Genomic DNA, 21,419 nt, shown 5'->3' with positions numbered 1-21,419 from the left:
TAAGGGTTATATAAGATCTAGTCGATATCTAGGTCTGTTCGGGCTGAGGAAATGTTTAAGTATCGTCTCGAAGCTTTGGCACGAAACATTAATCCCATATAAGGCTTCGAGACGGCATAAATGCCTCCTCAGCCCGAGCGGTTCGTGGTAAAAATGAGCCGCTCCTTATCTGAAGTTCACATTAATTTAATGGCAGCAGATTAATTTTGATTTTATCGATACATAGATATGGTGGAAAATAATGACCAGTACTCCAAAGGGAGAGCTTACAATCCAAACTTTGGCAATGCCCGCATATACTAATCCTAATGGTGATATATTTGGTGGATGGATAGTTTCACAGATGGATTTAGCCGCAGGAATCTTGGCAAAAAGATTAGCCTTAGGGCGAGTGGCAACAGTTGCCATTCATTCCATGAGTTTTTTAAAACCAGTACATGTTGGTGATCTGGTGAGTTGTTACGTACATTTGGTAAAACAAGGTAATACTTCCATGACCCTTTGTGTCGAAGTCTGGGCTCATCCTGCAACTCAAAACGAAGCATATCAAGTGACCGAGGGTGTTTTTGTTTTTGTGGCTCTGGATGAAGAGGGTAGACCAAGACAGGTGCCTAAGCAAAAATGACCAGTAATTCGCCAGAACTGTACCATTTACTCACTGAGATGGCTACTTTAATTGAGCAAAACTCTGAACCCGATCCTCAATTGTATGTTCTATTTTTCCAACAGCCAGAACTTGCTTTTAAGCTCATCGATATTATTAATAATTTGGAAGAAAAGTTAGACGAAGGACTTTCTGTTTATTCCGCTTGCGTTTTTGCTTTGGATATTTGTGTTGCTCAATTACAAGGTGCAGCAGAATCAAATAAAGCCAGTGCTAAGACATTAACGCAATTAATGAATCACTTAGCGGAACTGATAAACTCCCAAAAACATACATTAAGTTTTTGGTTACCTATCTTGAATTCTTTTTATGAGTCTCATGTTGAGCTTACTGATGATTTAAAAAATGCTTATTATGATTTGGCTAGTGATGAGGAAGAGTTCATTAATGATGATGAGCCCTTATCCCATTTAGACGCAATTCGTGATCTAATTCATGAATTATCTGATCTTTCTGTTTTTGATATTGCTGAAAATTTCTTTGCTCAAAGCTATGCTATGCCTGCCGATTTTTTTGCCGATCTTCTAATTGATCTCTATAACATTGAAGAAGGCGCTGACATTGCTGTACTTATATTGTTACATCCAAATGTAGAAGTGCGTGAAGTAGCTATTGCGACTATGCAGCAAGTCATGGATTTAGTTACTTTAACGTCTATTTCTCTTTCTCGATTACAAACCATTAAGTATTGGTACCCTGAACGCTATCACGATCTTTTTAATTCCTGGATAAAAATACAACGTAAAAAGGGAGTTGTATTTACTCCTGAGACCGAGATAGCTAACATGACAATCAGAGCGACAGAAGTAGATGGTAGTGGCTCTCAAGGTATTTTTCTTCATATACGTAAGAGTAGAAAAAATAGACTTTGTGGGCTATTGCTTAAGTATGAGTCGGGTCTTAAAGATGCATGGATCACCCCTACAATTTCATCAAAAGAGGTGAAAAACTATTACAATCAAGCTTTTGATGAGAATGTGACTTTACGTGAAGTTGATTTATCCTATTTCACCCTGATTGTAGAACATTTTCTCGCAGTAACAATCGAGCAAGGTGAAATACCTAATGTACATTTTTTGGAAATTCAAGAGTCACTTGGAGTTCGTTTGCGACCGCAAAAATTGGATTTAGACTATTTATTTGAGCAATTAGGCGTACAAATTACTCCGTTTACTCAAGAAGCAATAAAAGAGTCTTTACAGCGTTCAAAAGCATGGCTAAAAAATAAATCATTTACTGAATCTTGGTTTTTGGAAAATCCTGTAATTGATAAGATAGTGAATCACAACAGTAGTTTTGTTGATGGGATTAGAGTTTGCCGTATGAAAGATGCTATAGATGCAGTATTTACAGAAGAAATGGAATTGCATCGTAGTAAATGGCAGTTTCACTTTTTATGGGTTGCTCTATGGATGAAAGCCAAAGAAAAAAGAAATGAAAAAATATGGCGAGATAGTTTTCTTATTGCTTATTCAATTCATGAGGGAGTACCCCTTAAAGAAATTCCAGTGATGCAAGAGATTTGTCGGCAAACAGTAATTAATAGTGTAGAGACCATGCAAGAAAGAAGAACTCATTTGAGTCAGGAGTAAGATAAATCCATGTTTACTGGAATAATTGAAAGAAAGGGTACTGTGATTAGCAATTGGAGCCGTGAAGGTGCTAATCGGTTGGTTATCTCATCTGCTTTTGAACAATTGCAAGTAGGCGAAAGTATAGCAGTTAATGGCGTCTGTTTAACCTTATTACCTTCTGATGGTTTCGATTTGTGTTTTGATGTTTCTCCTGAAACGTTGAATAGAACTACTTTAGGTCGTTTAAGATCAGGTGACGAAGTAAATTTAGAACGCGCTATGCTTGCATCTACACGTTTTGGTGGTCATTATGTGAGTGGACATGTAGATGCAATTGCTCAGATCCATTTTATTAAGCAGATGAATGAGTTTGTTGAAATAGAGCTCAGTGGGTTTGACGCTAATGCAATGTTGTATTTAATCCCTAAAGGGAGTATTACTGTTGAAGGGGTGAGTTTAACCATTAATTCAGTTGCGGAACAACGCATTAAATTAATGCTTGTTCCGCATACATTACTTAATACCACCTTGAGTTTTTTAAAACCTGGGCAAGAGGTAAATATTGAGTTTGACTACCTTGCTCGTATGGTTGCGCATCAATTGCAAGTTGCAGGAAAATTATCCTAGAAAAGCGGTGCTTTTAGCTTGCATAGGATTAAACGCTCAGATTCCGTTATGAATTAATAGGAGAGGTTCATGACCCAACATAGAGCATCTCGATGGCCTCTTCTTTTTTTTGCCACAATAGCTATTGGGATCTTCTCAGGTTTTGGGGGTATGTTTTTAGCCCTATTGCTGCATTTTCTGCAACACTTGGCTTATGAGCATACCGTAGTTCCTATTTTTCAGGGTGAGAGTTTTCTATACGTTGCTAGTATGTCAACTCCCCCCAGGAGAGTCACTACACTACTGTTTTGCGGTTTCATTGCAGGTTTTGGTTGGTGGGCTGTTTTTCGTTATGGAAAACCTTTAGTGAGTATTGCAAATGCCATTAAATCACCTAGACCCTATATGCCTATAACAACTACGGTTATCCATGTCTTGCTCCAGATAATTACAGTAGCTTTAGGATCCCCTTTAGGACGTGAGGTTGCTCCTCGTGAGTTGGCGGCAACGTTTGCATGCTGGCTCACTAATAAAATGAAGCTACATCCCAAAGAAAGTCAAATACTGGTGGCTTGCGCTGCTGGGGCAGGACTTGCTGCTGTTTATAATGTTCCTTTTGGTGGAGCCATGTTTACTTTAGAGGTTTTACTCGGCTCTTTTCGCGTGTTTGCCGTGATCCCCGCAGTTACTACAGCTGCGATAGCAGTAGCCATCTCGTGGATTGGGCTAGGTAATCAATCCTTATACCATATACCTTCTTTTATGCTTGATACATCAGTGGTTATTTGGGCGATTATATCAGGGCCTATTTTTGGTTTTTCAGCGTATTGGTTTAAAGAGATGACCAATAGAGCCCAAAGCAGAGCCCCACGTGATTGGAAAATTATGGTACTTTGTATTGTTAATTTTTTTATAATTGGTCTTATATCGATTTATTTTCCAGAAATATTAGGAAATGGACGCTCTGCCGCCCAGTTAGGATTCGATGGAAATATGTTAGGGCTAGGAGTAGCTATAGTCCTATTTATACTTAGAGTTTTAATTGTTTGTACGAGTATACAGGCAGGTGCTTCAGGTGGAATACTGACTCCCTCACTTGCAAATGGAGCTTTAATGGCTGTTATTTTGGGTATTCTTTGGAGTTATTTGTGGCCGGGGATCTCCATATCTGCTTTTGCGGTAATTGGTGGCGCAGCGTTTCTTGCTGCTGCACAAAAGATGCCAATCACAGCAATTGTACTTATCATTGAGTTTACTGGAATCAATTTTAACTTTTTCATTCCTATACTTTTTGCTGTGGCTGGTTCAATTAGTATGTTTCATTATTGTGCTCATAGACGGTTGGTTGCTGTTCTTAGTTGAGTCTTTGTTTTAATAGCGAGCATTTTTATGAATTCTGTTATTACCATTTGTTTTATGATAAATTGACGCACTCATCGGTTAAAATTTAGGATATTCTGAAATGCTCAAAGTGATGACTATTGTTGGAACAAGACCTGAATTGATCAAAATGTCTCGTGTCATCGCAGAATTTGATAAGCATACCCAACATATTTTAGTTCATACCGGTCAGAATTTTGACTATGAACTCAATCAGATTTTTTTTGATGATTTAGAAATACGTAAACCCGATTATTTTCTAGATGCAGTAGGAGATACAGCTGCACGCGCAATTGCTCGAATTATTGAAAAAGCAGATGAAGTTTTGGAAAAAGAACAGCCTGATGCACTTCTTCTGTATGGTGATACGAATTCTTGTTTGTCAGTGATTTCAGCCAAGCGACGCAAAATACCGGTATTTCATATGGAGGCAGGTAATCGATGCTTTGACCAGCGGGTACCTGAAGAGCTTAATCGTAAAGTGCTCGATCATTTAAGTGATATTAATCTTGTCTTATCAGAACATGCCCGTCGCTATTTAATTCAGGAAGGAATACCCGCAGAGCGCGTTATTAAAACGGGATCGCACATGCAGGAAGTACTGAATCATTTTATGCCTAAAATTTTATCATCAACTGTTTTATCACAACTTGATTTAAATCCTCAACAGTATTTCTTAGTGAGCAATCATCGGGAAGAAAATGTGGACATCCCGGCCAATCTACACGATTTACTGGAAACATTATGTGCGTTAGCAAAAGAATATGATATGCCTATTGTTGTTTCAACACATCCTAGAACAAAAAAGCGTCTGGAAGCGCTGAATGTGACACAACTGGATTCTCGTATTCGTTTTTTAAAACCGTTTGGTTTTCTGGATTATGTTAAATTACAAATGGACGCTTATTGCATTTTATCGGATAGCGGCACAATTACAGAAGAAGCTTCTCTTTTAAATCTGCCAGCAGTGACTATTCGCAACACGCATGAACGTCCTGAGGGAATGGATGAAGCTACTTTAATCATGTGTGGACTTAAAACTTCTAGTGTTTTAAATGCGGTGCGTATCGTCACTTCCCAACATAATCAAGACTCACGTACCTTTTCTGTAGTTTCGGATTATGAAGGTGGGTGTGTTTCGAAAAAAATAGTTCGCATTGTGACCAGCTATGTGGATTATGTGAATCGAGAAGTATGGTTAAAGTAAAATGAGAACTTTTCAATAAGTCTGAGCAAAATCGCAGCCTAGGCTCTGCGGCTTGTTCGCAGAATCCTGGAATCTCGTTCTTTGTTTAGATCTCTAGAGAACAATTTGCTCGGACTTATTGAGAAGTTTGCGTAAAATGATGGTATCTATATTGAATCGTGAATAAAAAAAGAGATTTTTCGCCTGGTTTTATCTATTTTTCCTGTGCTGATGGCATACGAGGATTGGCATGTTTTATTGTGCTCGTAACACATGCGGTTACTATGTTTTTTATGAATTCGTCGGCTTATTTTGCAGGTAGTGGAAAAATCGGTGTTTGGCTGTTTTTTGTCTTGAGTGCTTTCTTATTAACAACAAAATTTAAAATTCAAGGTTTTGCATTTCCTCAGATTATACATTATGGAATAAGTCGCTTTTTAAGAATTATTCCTCTTTATTTGGTTGCACTCATTATTTATAAGCTTCTAGGCACAACTGATATCAGTTCTTGGAAAAATGTTGTAGATTCTGTACTATTGAAACAAGGGTTTGCCCATCTATGGACCGTTCCTGTTGAGTTTAAGTTTTACTTTTATTTACCGTTATTTGCTTTTCTTTTTATTAAATCTGCAGAAGTTAATCCTATATTTTCGTTATTATTATTTATATTTTTCGTTTTATTGGAACAAATTTTTTGGCCCTATTGGCATACTCCTATTAATTCAATTGATGTGAATCATTATTTGACTCCCTTTACTACAGGAGTGTTCTTTGCCGTAATCTATGAACGACTAAAGTTATATGTAACAGCGAAAAGTGCAAATTGGATGGGATGTGTAACGGTGATAATCTGTTTGCTTTCTTTGCCAATTACCAAGAGGTATTTTTTCAAAATACCTCTGGATATTAGTTTAGCTAATCAGTTTGTTTATTTTGGTTTATTGTGGGCATTTTTTATTGTGTTTACTATGGAAGGTAAAGGTTTTTTTGGAAAAGTTCTTTATACCCATTTTTTTCGAGTTATAGGTAAATGGAGTTATTCAATTTATCTTTTTCATTGGTTTGTTTATATGAAATACATACAATTTTGGCCAAATCAAATTTGGGCGATGCTTATGGCTTTTATTTCTGCAATCATTGTAGGTGGCTTAATCAATTATTTTGTGGAGCAGCCAATAGAGCATCTGCGGCAATTTACCAAAGCTAATTTCGGTTGGGATAAAGTATGGTATTTATTTTATAGCAGAATGCGGGCCTTCGCGACGTTTGTTATGAAGTAGAGGATTTATCATACATTCAATGCTATTATGTGTTAGCATTTTTTTTCTAATCTGCGCAGAATAGGATCTCAGAAATATGAAGTATATTATAATCGCATTTTTTTCGTTTATTTGGATCTCTAATGCTTATGCCTATCTAGATCCAGGCACAGGTAGTTTAGTGATTCAGTCTATTATTGCAGTGATTACTGGTGGACTTTTTATTTTAAAAACTTATTGGCACAAGCTGAAGGCTAAGCTCTTTTTTAAGAAAGAAAAAATAAAAGAGGAAAATGATGATCAATGAAAGTGAGTTTTATATTCAGGAAGCAGAAATTCATCAATCTTCTTTTCGTGATCCCAGTGCACAAGTTTATCAGTTAAATGGTGAAATATATAGACAAATTAATAAGCAAGGGGTTTCGGACTATCAACAGCTTATGTCCTCAGGATTGTATGAAAAGCTTCAATCTAAAGGGTATCTAATTCCTCACCAAGAAGTTTCCCTCGAGTTTGCACTCAATGAATGGGGTCGTGTTGTATTAAAGCCAGAACAAATTGGATTTATTTCTTACTGCTATGAATGGTCTTTTACACAATTTAAAGATGCTGCATTGCTTACTCTTGAAATCGCTAAATTGGCTATAGAATATGGAATGATTTTAAAAGATGCGAGTACTCATAATATTCAATTTCATTACAGTAAACCCATTTTCATAGATACTTCCTCTTTTAGTTGTTATCAGGAAGGAGAACCTTGGATAGCTTATAATCAATTTTGTCGGCACTTTTTAGCTCCTTTGTTGTTGATGACACAAGTGGATATTCGTATGAGTAAACTTTCTTTACATTACCTTAATGGAATACCGCTTGATCTCGCCAGTAAGCTATTACCTTTTAAAAATAAATGTTCCTTTTCTATTTTTGCCCATATTTATGCTCATGCAAGAATGCAAGAAAAATACAGCAATGTAATAAATAGGAAATATAACGCTAATCGTAAGATTTCCAAAATAAGCCTGCTTAGCTTATTAGATAATTTAAGCTCTTTGATCAAAAAATTAACCTGGTTACCTATAAAAACTGAGTGGGGGGATTATTATAATCAAACCAATTATTCTGATGATGCAACAAAGCATAAATCAGAAATTGTTAGATCTTTCTTTGTTCAATCCAAAGCTCGGTCTGTTTGGGATTTAGGTGGTAATAATGGTTATTACAGCCGAATTGTTGCGGAATCAGGAGCAACAAGCGTGATTTGTTTTGATATAGATCCTATGGCTGTAGAAACAAATTATCAAAAAGTAAAAAAGGATAAATGCAAATTAATTTTACCTATTTTGCAAGATTTGACCAATCCAAGCGCAAGTTTAGGATGGCAACAGAATGAGCGTGATGGTTTACTTGAAAGAAGTGGTAAGATTGACTTAATTATGGCGCTTGCTTTGATCCATCATTTAGCAATTTCTAACAATGTTCCTCTGGATAGGATTGCTGATTATTTTTCCAGATTGGGAGAATATTTAATTATTGAATTTGTTCCAAAAGAAGACTCTCAAGTACAACGTCTTTTAGCAAGTAGGACAGATATTTTTTCTGATTATCACTTAGAGCGGTTCAAAAAAGTTTTTTCAAAACATTACACGATATTGGAAGAAAAGACTATTCGAGAAACTCACCGAACGATTTTTCTGATGAAAAGAATAGGCAAATAAAATGTTGTATCAATTTAAAAAAAATTGGCGTTACCTTTTTGTAACTCCTCTATTTTTTAGTGCGTTATGTACTGCTTTTATTAAACATAATGGAATTAATATCCTTAACCCAGAAGCATTACTTTCATATTTTTTATTAGTTCTGTTGGGGGTACTTCCGGGTGTTCTAATGGTTTTTGGTGGCACGCTATTGCGATTGATCACTATATCAGGAGTACTTATTCTTTTTCTATTAACCCAAATTAAAGTATTACCTATTTTGCCTTTAGGATTAAAATATCGTTATATTGCTCCATTATTTTTAATTGGCTTAACTACGATCTTATATTTTATTCGTGAAAAGCTCGATAAATTACTTCTCCTCATGTTTACTGTTTTTTGGATAGGTGCTTTCTTTACAGTAAAAACACCGCTTATTTCGGTTCAAAAATTTCAAACTTTGCAAAATAAAGAAGGCTCGGAATTACCACCTTATATTGAGATAGTTCTTGATGAACAAATTGGTATTCAAGGGGGGTCGATCTTGGATAAAAAGACGCACTATTTTTCTAACGATCTAGTTAATGCATATATTAATAAAGGTTTTACAGTTTATGGACAAGCTTACAGTCGTGATTTTCAGACACTTTCTTCATTTGCGAGTTTTCTTAATTTCAAACCAATTGGCGAACTGGATAATTATATAAATACCACAGATGGTAAAAATGCGATTACACAAAATAAACTATTTGAGGTATTAAGTAGTCAAGGATATGCAATTAATGTATTTCAAAGTACCTTTGTAGATTTGTGTGAGTATCGAGAAAAAATTAACTTAAAAAAATGTAGTACTTATAATTATGCTGCACCAATTCCTTACCCTATCGTTAAAGTCAAAGAAAAATCACTGGATATAATTGATAATATTTTTTCAGTAGTGCCCTTATTTGATAAATTTAATCATAAATTGTTTTCGCTGGTATTTCCCAACAATAAAAAACAAACTATTATTGAGGCATCCACAGCAACATATAGAACATTCCCGGACGTTCTGAATTTAGCTAAAGAGGTTGAAAAAGGAAACGCCTATTTTATCCATTTATTGATGCCACATTACCCATATGTTTTCGACTCAAATTGTGAATACTTAGGTGATCGCGGTAAGTCAGTTGCTACTTACCTTGAGCAAGTGAAATGTACTCACAAAATGGTGAACGAGTTTCTTCGGATACTTGCTCAAAATCCTGAGGCACAAAATAGTACTATTGTCATTCATGGGGATCATGGATTACGAATACCAAAACCAACTATGAAAAAAAGTTATTCTTTTACAGCAGAGAATCTTATTAGAACTTATAGTACATTCTTTGCTGTAAAAAGTCGTTTAGAAGATGCTAATTATAGTAATATTCAATTGCCTATTGATTATTTGCTAATGAATATCGCAACAAGACAAAAAATTTCTTCATATGAGGATGAAAATCAATTTGTTTATTTACGTAGCGACAAACATACAGATAGACCATTTGATCGTGGGACCTCTGTAATACCGCAGCTTATAGGGTGAAGAAAATTCAGTAAAAATGGTTCGAATTTTAAAAATTCACAGTTAGGAGTAATTATGCACAATAAGGATGTATCTAATCCTTTGGTTTCACTAGTAATACCCGCCTATAACGCAGAAAAATATATAATGACTGCCATTGATAGTATACTTCAACAAACGTATTCACCTATCGAATTAATAGTTGTTAATGATGGATCCACAGATAATACAGAACAATTGCTTACCTCACATCAAGATAAATTTAAAGTTTTTTCGCAAAAAAATTTAGGGCAAAGTGCAGCAATGAATTTAGGTTGGGAGCAAAGTTCAGGCTCTATTTTAGGTTATTTAAGCGCTGATGATCGTTTGCATCCTAAAGCAATTAGCATTTTGGTAGCACAGCTTTTAGTTCGTCCTGAAATAATTATGGTCTACCCGGATTTTTGTATTATTGATGAAAATGCAAATTATGTGCGGTCAATAAAAGTTAAGGATTATGACCTACAATCAATTATTGCTGATTTTAATTGTTTACCGGGGCCTGGAGCTTTATTTCGTCGCGAAGCTTGGGCATCAGTTGGAGGATGGAATACAAAACTACATAGTATTCCCGATGTTGATTTTTACTTACGCCTATGCCTTCACGGTTCATTTTTAAGAGTACCTAAAGCATTAGCTGATTTTCGTGTTCACTCTGGTTCTACTACGTATAGTCCTTCCTCTGTAGCAAAGGCGGATGAACCTTTAATGGTGGTACAGGGTTTCTTTTCTCATAAAAATCTTCCCTCCTCATTTCTAAAATGGCGGAAACGATCCATAGCTAATGCCCTAATGTTGTCTGGTTTTATGCATGGTTATTCAGGGCGCTATATGAAATTTATTGCTCGAATGGTAAAAGCGGGCTTTATGAGCCCCTCTGCATTGATGACAAGAAAAATGGTAAGTTACTTCATGCGAATTTTTAGAAGATAATTTGAAATATATAAGAGACAAATGTTGTGGTTAAAATATAAAATGAATGTTATTATTTTTAATAATAACCAAAAATTGCCTATTCTCAAGTATCAATATCCAAATAAATCATGTTCTCAAAAAATTGAATACCACATTTTGTTGTAGAATAAGTAAAGTATATTTTGTTGTAAAATTTCATGAAAATTTATAATAAGCTATTAAAAGCATCGGCTATATCAGGGGTATCTACTCTTGTTAAGATTTTAACAGGAATTTTTAGTCTAAAAATAATCGCTTTATACACCGGGCCTGAAGGAATAGCCATCTTTGGCCAATTTATGGGACTAGTTAATATTTTTGCTACTATCGCCGGAGGCGGCATCACTTTGGGAGTGATTAAGTATGTTGCTGAATATGTAAATACACAGGACTTTAAAGAGTTTTTATCAACAGCAACATTTTATACTTTATTTTTTTCTCTTTTAACTATGGTTGTTGGCTTGATTTACAGTCAAGTTTTAGCGAAGTGGATTTTGGGTTCTACTGAATTTACTTACCTTATACGTTGGTTGGCAATAGCTCAGTTATTTATAGCCATGAATTTATTAGTGTATTCAATAATAAATGGTTTTGGTCAAATTCGTTTGCTGATGACTATCACCATCATGAGTAGTGTGCTCAGTCTCATCATGGTAGGTAGTGCAGCGGTTTTTTCTCAATTAAAAGGGATTTTATTTTCTTTTATTTTAGCTCAGGCTCTTTCTCTATTAGTTTCATTAGCCTTTGTTTATCGTAAAAAGTGGTTCCTTTTATTATTTTCCTGGAGCGCAAAACGAAAGTATTGGATTAATTTAGTGCGCTATTCATTAATGACTACTGTCAGTACTTTAACCATGCCTCTTGCACAAATTATAGTCCGTAATGATTTGGATGCCCAATTTGGTTGGAATGCTGTGGGTTATTGGCAGGCAGTTATTCGTTTATCAGATGCGTATATACTTTTTGTCACTTCAGCATTAACCGCCTATTATCTACCTCGTTTATCGACATTACAAACACTAGATGCTTTAAAAAAGGAAATCGTTCATGCTTATCGAATGTTAATACCTCTTGTAAGTGCTATTTTAATTCTTATCTATTTTTGTAGAGAAATTATTATCTCTTGTCTTTATAGCAAGACATTTGCTCCAGCCACTTATTTATTCGCTTATCAACTTATTGGTGATTTTTTCCGAGTATCAAGTTGGTTATTTACGTATTTGCTTTTAGCAAAGGCGTGGTCTAAGACGTATGTAATTACTGAAGTTTTTCTGAGTTTGACATTTGTTTGTTTGAGTTATCCGTTTTCAAGGATTTATGGGTTAATCGGGGTAACTTATGCTTTTGCATTAACTTATGTTGTTTATTGGCTTCTTATGGGTGGGACTGTGATTTTATATTTTAAACAGGAAAATAAAAACTATAAGTTAGTATCTCTCTAATTTTTCTCCAAACCAGTTCGATGCATACGGAGACTTAGTATAACTCACAAAGATCTATTAATATTTGTGCAATTTAAGGAGTAGAAAGATTACTAAAATTTCATAATGTACTGACAATTTTCACTAATTGTTATACCATTCACCCCTTAGGTAATATTTCCAATAATAGATGGTGTACATTAATTTATGTAATATTTTACATAATTTTTATATAAGAGAAGATGATATTGAATCACCTACATCCATTAGTTTCTATTGTAATTCCTGCTTACAATGGTATGCCTTATTTGGAAGAAGCAATAGAGAGTGTCTTATCGCAGGATTATCCGAATATTGAATTGATTGTTTTAGATGATGGATCCACGGATAATACATTCGAATTTTTAAAAAAATATAAAGGTACATTTTATTTCGACTCACATGCTAATATGGGGCAAGCAGCTACTCTTAATAAAGGATGGCAATTAAGCCGAGGAGATATAATTGGGTATTTAAGTGCAGATGACCTTTTAACAAAAAATGCAGTAAGCACTACTGTTAATGCATTTCTCGAAAATACTGATATTGTATTAACTTATCCAGATAATTATGTAATTAATTCCAAGTCTGAAATTATCCGTAAGCATACAGCCCCTGAATATGATTATTATGACTTTATTATTCATGCAAAATGTAGAATTGGGGTGGGTGCATTTTTTTTGAAATCAGCATTCAACCAAATTGGGGGTTGGGACAGCAAATATCGTTTAATGCCTGACTATGCCTATCAATTACGTTTGGCAAAAATAGGTAAGTTTAAGTACATACCTCAAGTACTAGGTTATTCTAGGTTACATGCTCAAGCATTATCCTTAAACAAAGTAAGTCCGGAAGCAGCTGATGAATTTATAACGTTGATGAAAAATGAATTTAAAATGATTACTGATGAGAAGTTAATTAATATTAAAGACAAAATATTAAGTCGGTCTTATTTATTTTCTGCGCGAACACATCTAGAGTCAGGACGATATAAAACAGCCATACATTATATAGCTACTGCTATAAAGCTTGACTTAAGCCAACTTCTTAAGCAGGATTTTTATCGGATTACTTTAAATGCATTTTTAAAAAAAATCTATATAAAAAAAATTCAAGGTGCTAGCAAATGATTTTAAAGTTCATGGGTATTAAATATGGAATTATGTTGATTTTAGTCCTATTTATTATCTCTTTAGCGGGCATAGAGGCTTACCAGGGTTCACTTTTTTATTACGCTATTTTTGATCTTAGCTGGTTGGCAATATTATTTACAGCGCTTTGTTGTTCTCAAACGTATGTTATTTTCTACATCCAGATCATGCTTTTTCTGGGCTTTTGGGCAAAACTCATGGCTTGTTTGATTTTAAAGGTTCCTTTTATCGAACCAACAGGCTACTGGAGCTCAAACTTCAGCTCGGCATCTTGGGATCAAGTTTTATGGGTATCATCCCTAGCTGCATGCGCGATTTTAGCAGTTAATACTTTATTTTTCTTTTGTACGAAAAATAAAACAAAGAAAGCAAATAAATCGAGTGCTCCCTTATGGTATACAAAACATCATAATTTAGCCTGGAGTTTAATCCTTTTTTTGGGGTTTCTGACCAATGCAATAAATATTTTTTTTCATATTTCTATTACGGGATTACGACCGCAACTGGTCTTGCCATTTCATCTAAATGCAGTAATTGTTTGGATTATGGCTCTTGCTATTCCCTTATTAATGGCTGCATTTTTAGGGTGGGATCAAAGTTTAGGGCAAAAGAAAAATCGATTTTACTCTGTTTGTTTGTTGGCGTTTATTACCTCTTTATCTTCCTTAAGTCGTTCTGTATATCTCTTTTGGACACTACCTTATATTATAATAGTTCTTTCTAATCTTAATTTTTCTTTAACGAAAGCATTAGTATGGCACCATAGAAAACTAATTTTTAGTTTTATTGGTTATGCACTATTATCTTTAATTTTGGTGAGTATGGGGCGTTCCTATTATTTTGCACAGTATCATTCACCATCCTTCATTGGACAAACTAGTAAACAACTTTCGCAATTAAAAAAATTATTTATAGGTAGATGGGTTGGAGTAGAAGGAGTCATGGCAACTACAGCTTTTCCCCAATCAGGTTGGAATTTTTTTAAGAAAGGTATTATGGAAAAACCTTCTGTAGGGGATATAGGCATTTATACGCGTGAGGTTTTAAAACCCAATAACTATAAAAATACTAAGAAGACTATGTTTTCCTCGTTGCCAGGATTGGTGAGTATATTGAATTATACTAACTCTCCAAGTGTGGTTTTCTGGGGCATGGCAAGTATATGTTTCTTACTGTGTTGTTTTGAACTAATTATTTACTTAGCATTAAACAATAAGTTTTTATTAGCACAACTAGGGTTAATATTAGGCTATTGGTGTGTTTCTGGTTTAAATATTCCTTATTTAGGAGTGGTTAATTTGATCGAATGCCTTTTTATTCCTGTGCTTTTATGCTTAATTAATCTCTGTTATAACTGGTTAATGAAATTTTGGACTAAAAGTCCCATCAGGCTTAAACATCAAGAGCTTCCTGAATAATAATTGCTGAACAGTTACGAAAATTAAAAGTAAGATGATCTTCTTACTCTATTTTTCTAATATACTTTTATATAAAACGCTTAGTTTTTCCCCTACAGAATACCAAGTATAATTTTTAAGGACAAGTTTATGTAAACTGTTTCCCATTTCAATTTTTCGAGTGCTGGCAAACATTTTTATTAAACCTTGCTCTATACCTTCTATACTTGGAGGAACTACATATCCTGCTTCTATATCTTCTAAATCAAAACCACATTGATTAGTAATTAATGCAGGTTTTGAAAATATGCCGGCTTCCACCACAACTATAGACATAGCTTCCTGGCGAGAAGGAACTACTAAAAATAAACAGTTCTGATATGCATAATTTTTATCTATCCCAGATACACCTCCAAGAAAATGAATTCTGCTACTAAGATTCAGCTTTTTTGTACTATCCTGGAGAGAAGAGAGCATACCGCCATCTGGACCCGCAAAAACCAAGTGATAAATATCATATTCTTTAGGTAAGTTCGCAAATGCATGTAAGATTAGATCCGGACCTTTTATGAAATTTAGTCTGCCCATGAATAAAATATATTTTTCGGGTAAATTTATTCTAGGTTTGACCGTTTTAATTTCTTGAAAATCTTCTACGAATACTCCATTTGGAATCAAAGTGATTTTCTCTTTATCAACTCCATAAGATTTATAGTGTTCTATCTCGTTTTCTGCAATGGCAATATATCCGTCAGCATTATTAATGATACGCTTACCAATAATCAAATTGTATACTTTTTTGAAGATCTTAGAACGTCCAAAAATGGGGAGAGCACCGGCAGGACAAACTATATAAGGTTTGCGAAAATAACGAGCATAGCAATAAACTATTGCATTCAAAATAGTCCAATGGTTCATAATATGAATAATGTCTGCTTCATGCACGGCTTTCTTTATTTGTTTGAATCCACCTTTTGGAATAAAAAAGCGCTTTAAAAAATAAGGGAGTATAATTAATTTGATATTTTTGAACTCATCAATATGTTCATTATTCGGATTGGAGAAAAAAGTAAGAATGGTGCAATCATGATTTTTTTGACTTAAATATCTACTCATTTGATTTGTTCTTTCAGCTGTGCCTCCTCCATTTACAGGATCTATGGAAAAATTTACATTTAATATCTTCATCAACGAACCTTATTGCCGATTCTTAGTTTATACCATTCCATAAATTTGGCCAAACCATCTTCAAACTTAACGGGTTTAATATAGCCTGCATCAGTAAGGTTTTTACCATAATAAATGGTTTTGGGATTAATTGAGCCTTTACCCATTATTCGAGACAAATTTTTATATAAAAATAAAGGAAGAGAACAATAGGGAAAGAAGTAATCAGGAATCTTTAACTGACTCATGAGATAACTTTCCACTTGATGGAAATTATTTGCTTTAGCATCATCGTCCGAGACTATGTAAATGAATTTATTGCTTTTTTTTAGATAAACCAAATATTCAATGGCTCCTACTACATTATCAACGCAAACAAGATTCATGGGTTTCTTAGCCATTAAACTAGACTTTAAATAATTTTTCAATGAAGAACCTTTAATTAGATCATCCGCTAGTTTCAGAAGATTTTTACCTCTAGGGCCGAAAACTTGGGTTGGTCTTAAAATCATTATTTCAAAGGAAGAGATGTAATGCTCTAACAAATAATTTTCCAAGGCAAACTTCGTTTTTGCATATTCTGTTTGAGGATTACAAGGAGTATCTTCATCAACACTATTTATCACTACAGTTCCATATACCGAGGTCGTACTGCAATGAATGAAACGCTTTATTTTATGAGAAACACAGGTATCTGCTAAATTTCTTATCGCTTCTAAATTTTGTGTACAATCATGTTCCCATAAATAGGAGAGGTTAATTACTACGTCACATCCCTTTATAAAATCTTTAAGTGTTGCACTTTCTAGCAAATTTCCAGAATAAAAATGCACATTATTATAATGATTATTCATTCGAGGAGCGTTTCGGTATAATGCATTGATTGTTACATTTAAGGATGATAATTTTTCGATCAAATGAGAGCCAATAAAGCTATTTGCTCCTGTGATTGCCACTTTAAGCATTATACCTCTGTATGAGTTTAGCGATTTATTGTAACAAGAATTTACGCATGAATGATTTTATAATATTTATATGTCGAAATCTATAAGGTATTTATCTAGATAATATCTGGAAAAATTGTCTTTTATTTTGGTTGTACTCTGTGGAAAAATCTCTTAACATCCGCTCTAAAGAGTTTTTACTTATAAAGTGTTACATAAAAAACTCAATCAATTAATAAAAGAAACAAGTGAAAATTTTAGTCGTCTCACAATATTTTTGGCCAGAAACATTTATTATAAATGAATTGGTGCAGTGTCTTACAGCGCAAGGACATCAAATCGAGGTCGTTACTGGAAAGCCCAATTATCCTGAAGGTGTTCTTTTTGAGGGCTATCGTGCTTCAGGCCATTATACAGAAATGTTTCATGAAATTCCTATTCATCGAGCGCCTCTTTATCCTAGAGGTCAAGGTGGAAAAAAACTATTATTAAATTACTTATCATTTATTGTTAATGGTCTTTATTATTTTCCTCGGTTTGTCAGAAAGAAGCAGTTTGATGTTATTTTTGTATTTGTCCCTTCTCCAATTACCTCAGTGATACCAGCGATTTATTTAAAATGGCGTTTAAGAGCACATCTCGCGGTTTGGGTACAGGATTTATGGCCTGAAAGTGTTCAAGCGACAGGATTTATTCGAAATAATTTTTTATTAAAGATCATTGGCTATCTTGTAAAAGGTATTTATGCTGCTGCGGATACTTTATTGGTGCAATCAAAGGCATTTCCCACGTTAATGGAAAAGTACACTTCGTTGGAAAAAGTGGTATATTATCCAAATTCATTCTTAGATTCATCAGCGGGATCTACCACTCATAAGGATCTTCCTGCCCACTTATTATCAGAGCTAGAGTCCCAGACTTGCTTTGTTTTTGCAGGTAATTTGGGTACTGCTCAATCACTTGAGACGATTATTAATGCTGCGGAGAAGATCGCACATTTAACTCAATGCAAAATTATTTTAATCGGTAGTGGTAGTATGAGCGACTGGCTGTATCTTCAAATTACTCAAAGAAAGATAAAAAATGTATTAATTCCTGGTCGATTTCCTGCTGTTATAATGCCTCATATTTTTTCTAAAGCAGCGGCTCTTTTAGTCACATTAAAAAAGGATAAGCTCTTTTCTTATACAATTCCCAGCAAAGTTCAAGCTTATTTAGCAGCAGGGCGACCTATTTTGGCTGCATTAGATGGCGAAGGGGCTCGTATTGTTAAAGAGGCGCAAGCAGGATTAGTAGCGCCAGCTGAAGATGCTGATGCGCTGGCTAAAAATATGGAAAAATTATATTATATGCCTGTTTCAGAGCGAGAAAAACAGGGAAGATCGGGGCGAGCTTATTTTCTGGAGCATTTCGAAATGACGCAGCAAAGTCGCCGACTCATTGAAATTCTTAATAAAAAAATTAAAAAAGAGGTAGACTGATTTGAAAGTTCTGGTTTTAGGTATAACTGGTATGCTGGGAAGTGCAGTGTTTCATACGTTTAATCAGCAGAATGATTTTGAAGTTTGGGGCACTTTAAGAAGTAGAGCGAGTTTAAAATATATTCCAAGTTCTTTTCATCCTTACCTTATTTCTGATGTTGATGTTCTCAATTTAGATACTTTGTGTAAAGTCTTTGCTCAGATTCGTCCTCATGTGGTCATTAATTGCATTGGATTAATTAAACAATTATCAAGCGCTAAAGATCCTTTATCTGCATTGCCTATTAATGCGATGTTGCCCCACCAATTAGCACGATTGTGCCAATTGGCTGGATCACGACTGATTCATGTAAGTACGGATTGCGTTTTTTCTGGGAAAAAAGGTTTTTATACCGAAAATGATCCCTCAGATGCAGAAGATTTATACGGTAAATCAAAGTTTATTGGTGAAATTACAGATAATTCACATGCAATTACCCTGCGTACCTCAATAATAGGCCATGAATTTAATAGTAAAACAGCATTGGTTGAATGGTTCCTTTCGCAGCAGGTATCCGTAAAGGGGTATGTGAACGCTATTTTTTCAGGATTGCCTACCTTTGAATTAGCACGAGTGATGCGTGATTATGTTATCCCTAAACCCGAACTGTGGGGACTTTATCATGTTGCCGCGACTCCAATTAATAAATATGAGTTGCTTTCGCTAATTGCTGAAATTTACAAGAAAAAAATAAGTATCTTGGCAGATGAGGAACTTATGATTGATCGCTCACTGAATGGCGAACGCTTTAAACAAGCAACGGGTTATGTTGCTCCTGATTGGTCACAATTAGTTGCTTTAATGCATGAGTCAAAAAATTTATATGAGGATTTATAAGCATGTTCAATAATAAAGTTCTGATGATTACCGGAGGAACAGGATCCTTTGGACATGCTGTTTTACAGCGATTTTTAAAATCAGACATCCGTGAAATACGAATTTTCAGCCGCGATGAAAAAAAACAAGAAGACATGCGTAATGAGCTGAATAATGACAAAGTAAAGTTTTACATTGGTGATGTTCGCGATTATGCATCAGTAGCCGATGCTATGATTGGCGTGGATTATGTTTTTCATGCTGCAGCTTTGAAACAAGTACCTTCATGTGAATTTTATCCCATGGAGGCGGTACGCACTAATATTCTTGGTACGGATAATGTTTTGGCTGCCGGAATAGCGCGCTCAGTAAAAAAAATAGTGGTGTTAAGTACTGATAAAGCAGTTTACCCGATTAATGCTATGGGGATTTCCAAAGCGATGGCAGAAAAGATCGTTGTTGCTAAATCCCGAGTTGTTTCTGAAAATGGCCCTATTATTTGCGCCACACGTTATGGAAATGTCATGGCATCAAGAGGATCTGTAATTCCTCTTTTTGTGGAGCAAATCAAAGCGAAACAAGAATTAACCATAACTGATCCTAAAATGACTCGATTTTTAATGTCATTGGAAGATTCAGTTGATTTGGTATTACATGCTTTTTCTTATGCCAATCAAGGCGATATTTTTATTCAAAAAGCACCTGCATCCACTATTGCTGATTTAACCCAAGCATTAATTGAAATTTTTAAAAGTAAGAGTGAAGTGAAAATTATAGGCACTCGTCATGGTGAAAAATTGTATGAGTCTTTAATTTCTCGGGAAGAAATGGCAAAAGCAGAAGATATGGGTCGGTATTATCGTATTCAAGCGGATAATAGAGATCTGAATTATAAAAAATATTTTGTTGAAGGCGAGGAAATTATTTCTAATTTTGAGGATTATACCTCTCATAATACACAGCAATTAACCGTACATGAAATTAAAGACTTACTTCTCAAATTAAATTTTATTCAAAATGCACTGGATAATAACGATACAAAGTTGTATTGATTTAGTAGTAATTTCAAATTAGTCTCACTTAATAGTAGGGTAAGCATGCAAGATAAATTTGATAATTTACAAGATATCAACTATGAAATAGGAACACGGTCTTTGACTCCTGATTTATTAAATTATGCGATAGTCACTCAAGAGCATTACCAATTCTTTAAGCCAATGATTGATGTTCGTAAACTATTGCACCATGTAGTACGTGGGGAGCATGATGCAGTTAAACAACTGTTAGAGCAAAATATCCATTTAATTTTTCAACAGGGCAATATAACGGATTGTTCTGGACGAACCTTTGAGCACATCAGTGCTTTTGAATACGCGCTTTGGGCCCTCGATGAACACATGTGGAAAACAATGCTAGAATGCATTCCTAATAATACAAAAGGTAAAGCAGTATTGGTACAACTGCTTGCTCAATATCACCAGATTAATACAGAGAAAGTCACTTATAGTCTTAATGGAAAAACAATTACGGAGATGCATTTTGATTTCGAAAATACCATCATTAGAGAATTGCAGATACAAGTTAACTCTCTTCACGCTGTTAGGAATTGGAATGCAATTGATAAGCAATGGCGACAAGAGGTTGGTGGTGCTCAAAAGCTACTCCCCATGCACGTGATTGATGAATACTGCTCTAATGTTCCCTTTGTTCCTGTACCTCAATTTACCTCCCGGCCAAAATCATCAAGGACATTTTATAATTGGACAACTCAACAATATGAACATTGGTTTGATGTTGCTTCTAAATTAGGTAGTCATTTTGCAATATATAAAGTTCAGAGACAGTGGGCAGTAGGGGACGATTCCGCCGAACAGCAGGGGATAGCAGGCGATTTAGTTGCGCTTAAGGAATTGTTTAAAATAAGAACGAAGGCATTTAATAACCTTAAATCGGAACTTGAGAAAATGATAACAGTTAATAATCAGCCCCAAGTTTTGCGAATTTGATGGTTTTAGAGAATCTTTTTTTCAACAAATTAAATTGTGAAGTTAGTTAAGAGCG

19 protein-coding genes are annotated in these 21,419 nt (G+C 34.7%); 17 read left to right on the top strand and 2 right to left on the bottom strand.

Annotated elements, in window-relative coordinates; all coding sequences use genetic code 11:
- Nucleotides 1-241: 241 nt before the first annotated feature.
- From Lgra_RS05275 to Lgra_RS05215, 13 genes are all read left to right on the top strand, one after another.
- Nucleotides 242-625, top strand: a complete 384-nt coding sequence (locus tag Lgra_RS05275) for an acyl-CoA thioesterase (RefSeq protein WP_058498230.1) — start codon at nucleotides 242-244, stop codon at nucleotides 623-625.
- On the top strand, nucleotides 622-2,256 hold the full coding sequence (locus Lgra_RS05270) for a hypothetical protein (protein WP_058498229.1): 1,635 nt from the start codon (nucleotides 622-624) through the stop codon (nucleotides 2,254-2,256). The genes Lgra_RS05275 and Lgra_RS05270 overlap by 4 nt, the downstream gene beginning before the upstream one ends.
- A 9-nt stretch (nucleotides 2,257-2,265) precedes the next feature.
- Nucleotides 2,266-2,865: a riboflavin synthase gene (gene ribE / locus Lgra_RS05265; protein ID WP_058498228.1), complete on the top strand. Its 600-nt coding sequence runs from the start codon at nucleotides 2,266-2,268 to the stop codon at nucleotides 2,863-2,865.
- A gap of 69 nt (nucleotides 2,866-2,934) precedes the next feature.
- A complete protein-coding gene (locus tag Lgra_RS05260; RefSeq protein WP_058498227.1) occupies nucleotides 2,935-4,206 on the top strand; it encodes a chloride channel protein in 1,272 nt (423 codons plus the stop codon).
- 100 nt (nucleotides 4,207-4,306) lie between these two features.
- Nucleotides 4,307-5,431 carry a non-hydrolyzing UDP-N-acetylglucosamine 2-epimerase gene (wecB, locus tag Lgra_RS05255; RefSeq protein ID WP_058498226.1) on the top strand — a complete coding sequence of 375 codons (1,125 nt, stop codon included), beginning with the start codon at nucleotides 4,307-4,309 and terminating at the stop codon, nucleotides 5,429-5,431.
- Between the two features lie 158 nt (nucleotides 5,432-5,589).
- Nucleotides 5,590-6,690: an acyltransferase family protein gene (locus Lgra_RS05250; protein WP_058498225.1), complete on the top strand. Its 1,101-nt coding sequence runs from the start codon at nucleotides 5,590-5,592 to the stop codon at nucleotides 6,688-6,690.
- A 76-nt stretch (nucleotides 6,691-6,766) separates the two neighbouring features.
- Nucleotides 6,767-6,976, top strand: a complete 210-nt coding sequence (locus Lgra_RS05245) for a hypothetical protein (protein WP_058498224.1) — start codon at nucleotides 6,767-6,769, stop codon at nucleotides 6,974-6,976.
- Complete coding sequence (locus Lgra_RS05240) at nucleotides 6,963-8,384, top strand: class I SAM-dependent methyltransferase (RefSeq protein ID WP_131743522.1); 1,422 nt, start codon at nucleotides 6,963-6,965, stop codon at nucleotides 8,382-8,384. The genes Lgra_RS05245 and Lgra_RS05240 overlap by 14 nt, the downstream gene beginning before the upstream one ends.
- Nucleotide 8,385: 1 nt before the next feature.
- Complete coding sequence (locus Lgra_RS05235) at nucleotides 8,386-9,930, top strand: sulfatase-like hydrolase/transferase (protein ID WP_058498222.1); 1,545 nt, start codon at nucleotides 8,386-8,388, stop codon at nucleotides 9,928-9,930.
- 54 nt (nucleotides 9,931-9,984) lie between these two features.
- On the top strand, nucleotides 9,985-10,881 hold the full coding sequence (locus Lgra_RS05230; protein WP_058498221.1) for a glycosyltransferase: 897 nt from the start codon (nucleotides 9,985-9,987) through the stop codon (nucleotides 10,879-10,881).
- 179 nt (nucleotides 10,882-11,060) lie between these two features.
- Nucleotides 11,061-12,344 carry an O-antigen translocase gene (locus tag Lgra_RS05225; protein ID WP_058498220.1) on the top strand — a complete coding sequence of 428 codons (1,284 nt, stop codon included), beginning with the start codon at nucleotides 11,061-11,063 and terminating at the stop codon, nucleotides 12,342-12,344.
- Nucleotides 12,345-12,571: 227 nt separating this feature from the next.
- The gene (locus tag Lgra_RS05220) at nucleotides 12,572-13,492 is read left to right on the top strand and encodes a glycosyltransferase (RefSeq protein WP_420795197.1); all 921 of its coding nucleotides are present in this window, start codon (nucleotides 12,572-12,574) and stop codon (nucleotides 13,490-13,492) included.
- Entirely contained in the window at nucleotides 13,489-14,931 is a 1,443-nt protein-coding gene (locus tag Lgra_RS05215) for a hypothetical protein (protein WP_058498219.1), read from the top strand. Before Lgra_RS05220 ends, Lgra_RS05215 begins: the two co-directional genes overlap by 4 nt.
- 48 nt (nucleotides 14,932-14,979) lie before the next feature.
- Here Lgra_RS05215 and Lgra_RS05210 read toward each other — a convergent pair whose 3' ends face one another.
- Entirely contained in the window at nucleotides 14,980-16,098 is a 1,119-nt protein-coding gene (locus tag Lgra_RS05210) for a glycosyltransferase (protein ID WP_058498218.1), read from the bottom strand.
- The gene (locus Lgra_RS05205) at nucleotides 16,098-17,042 is read right to left on the bottom strand and encodes an NAD-dependent epimerase/dehydratase family protein (RefSeq protein ID WP_058498217.1); all 945 of its coding nucleotides are present in this window, start codon (nucleotides 17,040-17,042) and stop codon (nucleotides 16,098-16,100) included. The genes Lgra_RS05210 and Lgra_RS05205 overlap by 1 nt, the downstream gene beginning before the upstream one ends.
- 227 nt (nucleotides 17,043-17,269) lie before the next feature.
- On the opposite strand from Lgra_RS05205, the gene Lgra_RS05200 reads away from it, so the two are divergent.
- Genes Lgra_RS05200 through Lgra_RS05185 form a run of 4 tightly spaced genes read left to right on the top strand, consistent with a single transcriptional unit; the run spans nucleotide 17,270 to nucleotide 21,364 of the window.
- A complete protein-coding gene (locus tag Lgra_RS05200; protein WP_058498216.1) occupies nucleotides 17,270-18,502 on the top strand; it encodes a glycosyltransferase family 4 protein in 1,233 nt (410 codons plus the stop codon).
- Between the two features lies 1 nt (nucleotide 18,503).
- The gene (locus Lgra_RS05195) at nucleotides 18,504-19,379 is read left to right on the top strand and encodes a dTDP-4-dehydrorhamnose reductase family protein (RefSeq protein ID WP_058498215.1); all 876 of its coding nucleotides are present in this window, start codon (nucleotides 18,504-18,506) and stop codon (nucleotides 19,377-19,379) included.
- A 2-nt stretch (nucleotides 19,380-19,381) separates the two neighbouring features.
- Nucleotides 19,382-20,410 carry a polysaccharide biosynthesis protein gene (locus tag Lgra_RS05190; protein WP_058498214.1) on the top strand — a complete coding sequence of 343 codons (1,029 nt, stop codon included), beginning with the start codon at nucleotides 19,382-19,384 and terminating at the stop codon, nucleotides 20,408-20,410.
- 45 nt (nucleotides 20,411-20,455) lie between these two features.
- Nucleotides 20,456-21,364 carry a hypothetical protein gene (locus Lgra_RS05185; protein ID WP_058498213.1) on the top strand — a complete coding sequence of 303 codons (909 nt, stop codon included), beginning with the start codon at nucleotides 20,456-20,458 and terminating at the stop codon, nucleotides 21,362-21,364.
- Nucleotides 21,365-21,419: the final 55 nt, after the last annotated feature.

It is taken from the genome of Legionella gratiana (assembly GCF_001467695.1).
GTDB lineage: Bacteria > Pseudomonadota > Gammaproteobacteria > Legionellales > Legionellaceae > Legionella > Legionella gratiana.
This window is presented reverse-complemented; position numbering and strand designations above follow the sequence as displayed.

Excerpts from the sequence above, each read along its gene's own strand:
- Lgra_RS05240 (WP_131743522.1), top strand. The coding sequence starts at position 6,963 with ATGATGATCAATGAAAGTGAGTTTTATATTCAGGAAGCAGAAATTCAT.
- ribE (WP_058498228.1), top strand. The coding sequence starts at position 2,266 with ATGTTTACTGGAATAATTGAAAGAAAGGGTACTGTGATTAGCAATTGG.
- Lgra_RS05230 (WP_058498221.1), top strand. The coding sequence starts at position 9,985 with ATGCACAATAAGGATGTATCTAATCCTTTGGTTTCACTAGTAATACCC.
- Lgra_RS05190 (WP_058498214.1), top strand. The coding sequence starts at position 19,382 with ATGTTCAATAATAAAGTTCTGATGATTACCGGAGGAACAGGATCCTTT.
- wecB (WP_058498226.1), top strand. The coding sequence starts at position 4,307 with ATGCTCAAAGTGATGACTATTGTTGGAACAAGACCTGAATTGATCAAA.
- Lgra_RS05205 (WP_058498217.1), bottom strand. The coding sequence starts at position 17,042 with ATGCTTAAAGTGGCAATCACAGGAGCAAATAGCTTTATTGGCTCTCAT.
- Lgra_RS05210 (WP_058498218.1), bottom strand. The coding sequence starts at position 16,098 with ATGAAGATATTAAATGTAAATTTTTCCATAGATCCTGTAAATGGAGGA.
- Lgra_RS05275 (WP_058498230.1), top strand. The coding sequence starts at position 242 with ATGACCAGTACTCCAAAGGGAGAGCTTACAATCCAAACTTTGGCAATG.
- Lgra_RS05185 (WP_058498213.1), top strand. The coding sequence starts at position 20,456 with ATGCAAGATAAATTTGATAATTTACAAGATATCAACTATGAAATAGGA.
- Lgra_RS05260 (WP_058498227.1), top strand. The coding sequence starts at position 2,935 with ATGACCCAACATAGAGCATCTCGATGGCCTCTTCTTTTTTTTGCCACA.
- Lgra_RS05235 (WP_058498222.1), top strand. The coding sequence starts at position 8,386 with ATGTTGTATCAATTTAAAAAAAATTGGCGTTACCTTTTTGTAACTCCT.
- Lgra_RS05225 (WP_058498220.1), top strand. The coding sequence starts at position 11,061 with ATGAAAATTTATAATAAGCTATTAAAAGCATCGGCTATATCAGGGGTA.
- Lgra_RS05215 (WP_058498219.1), top strand. The coding sequence starts at position 13,489 with ATGATTTTAAAGTTCATGGGTATTAAATATGGAATTATGTTGATTTTA.
- Lgra_RS05245 (WP_058498224.1), top strand. The coding sequence starts at position 6,767 with ATGAAGTATATTATAATCGCATTTTTTTCGTTTATTTGGATCTCTAAT.
- Lgra_RS05270 (WP_058498229.1), top strand. The coding sequence starts at position 622 with ATGACCAGTAATTCGCCAGAACTGTACCATTTACTCACTGAGATGGCT.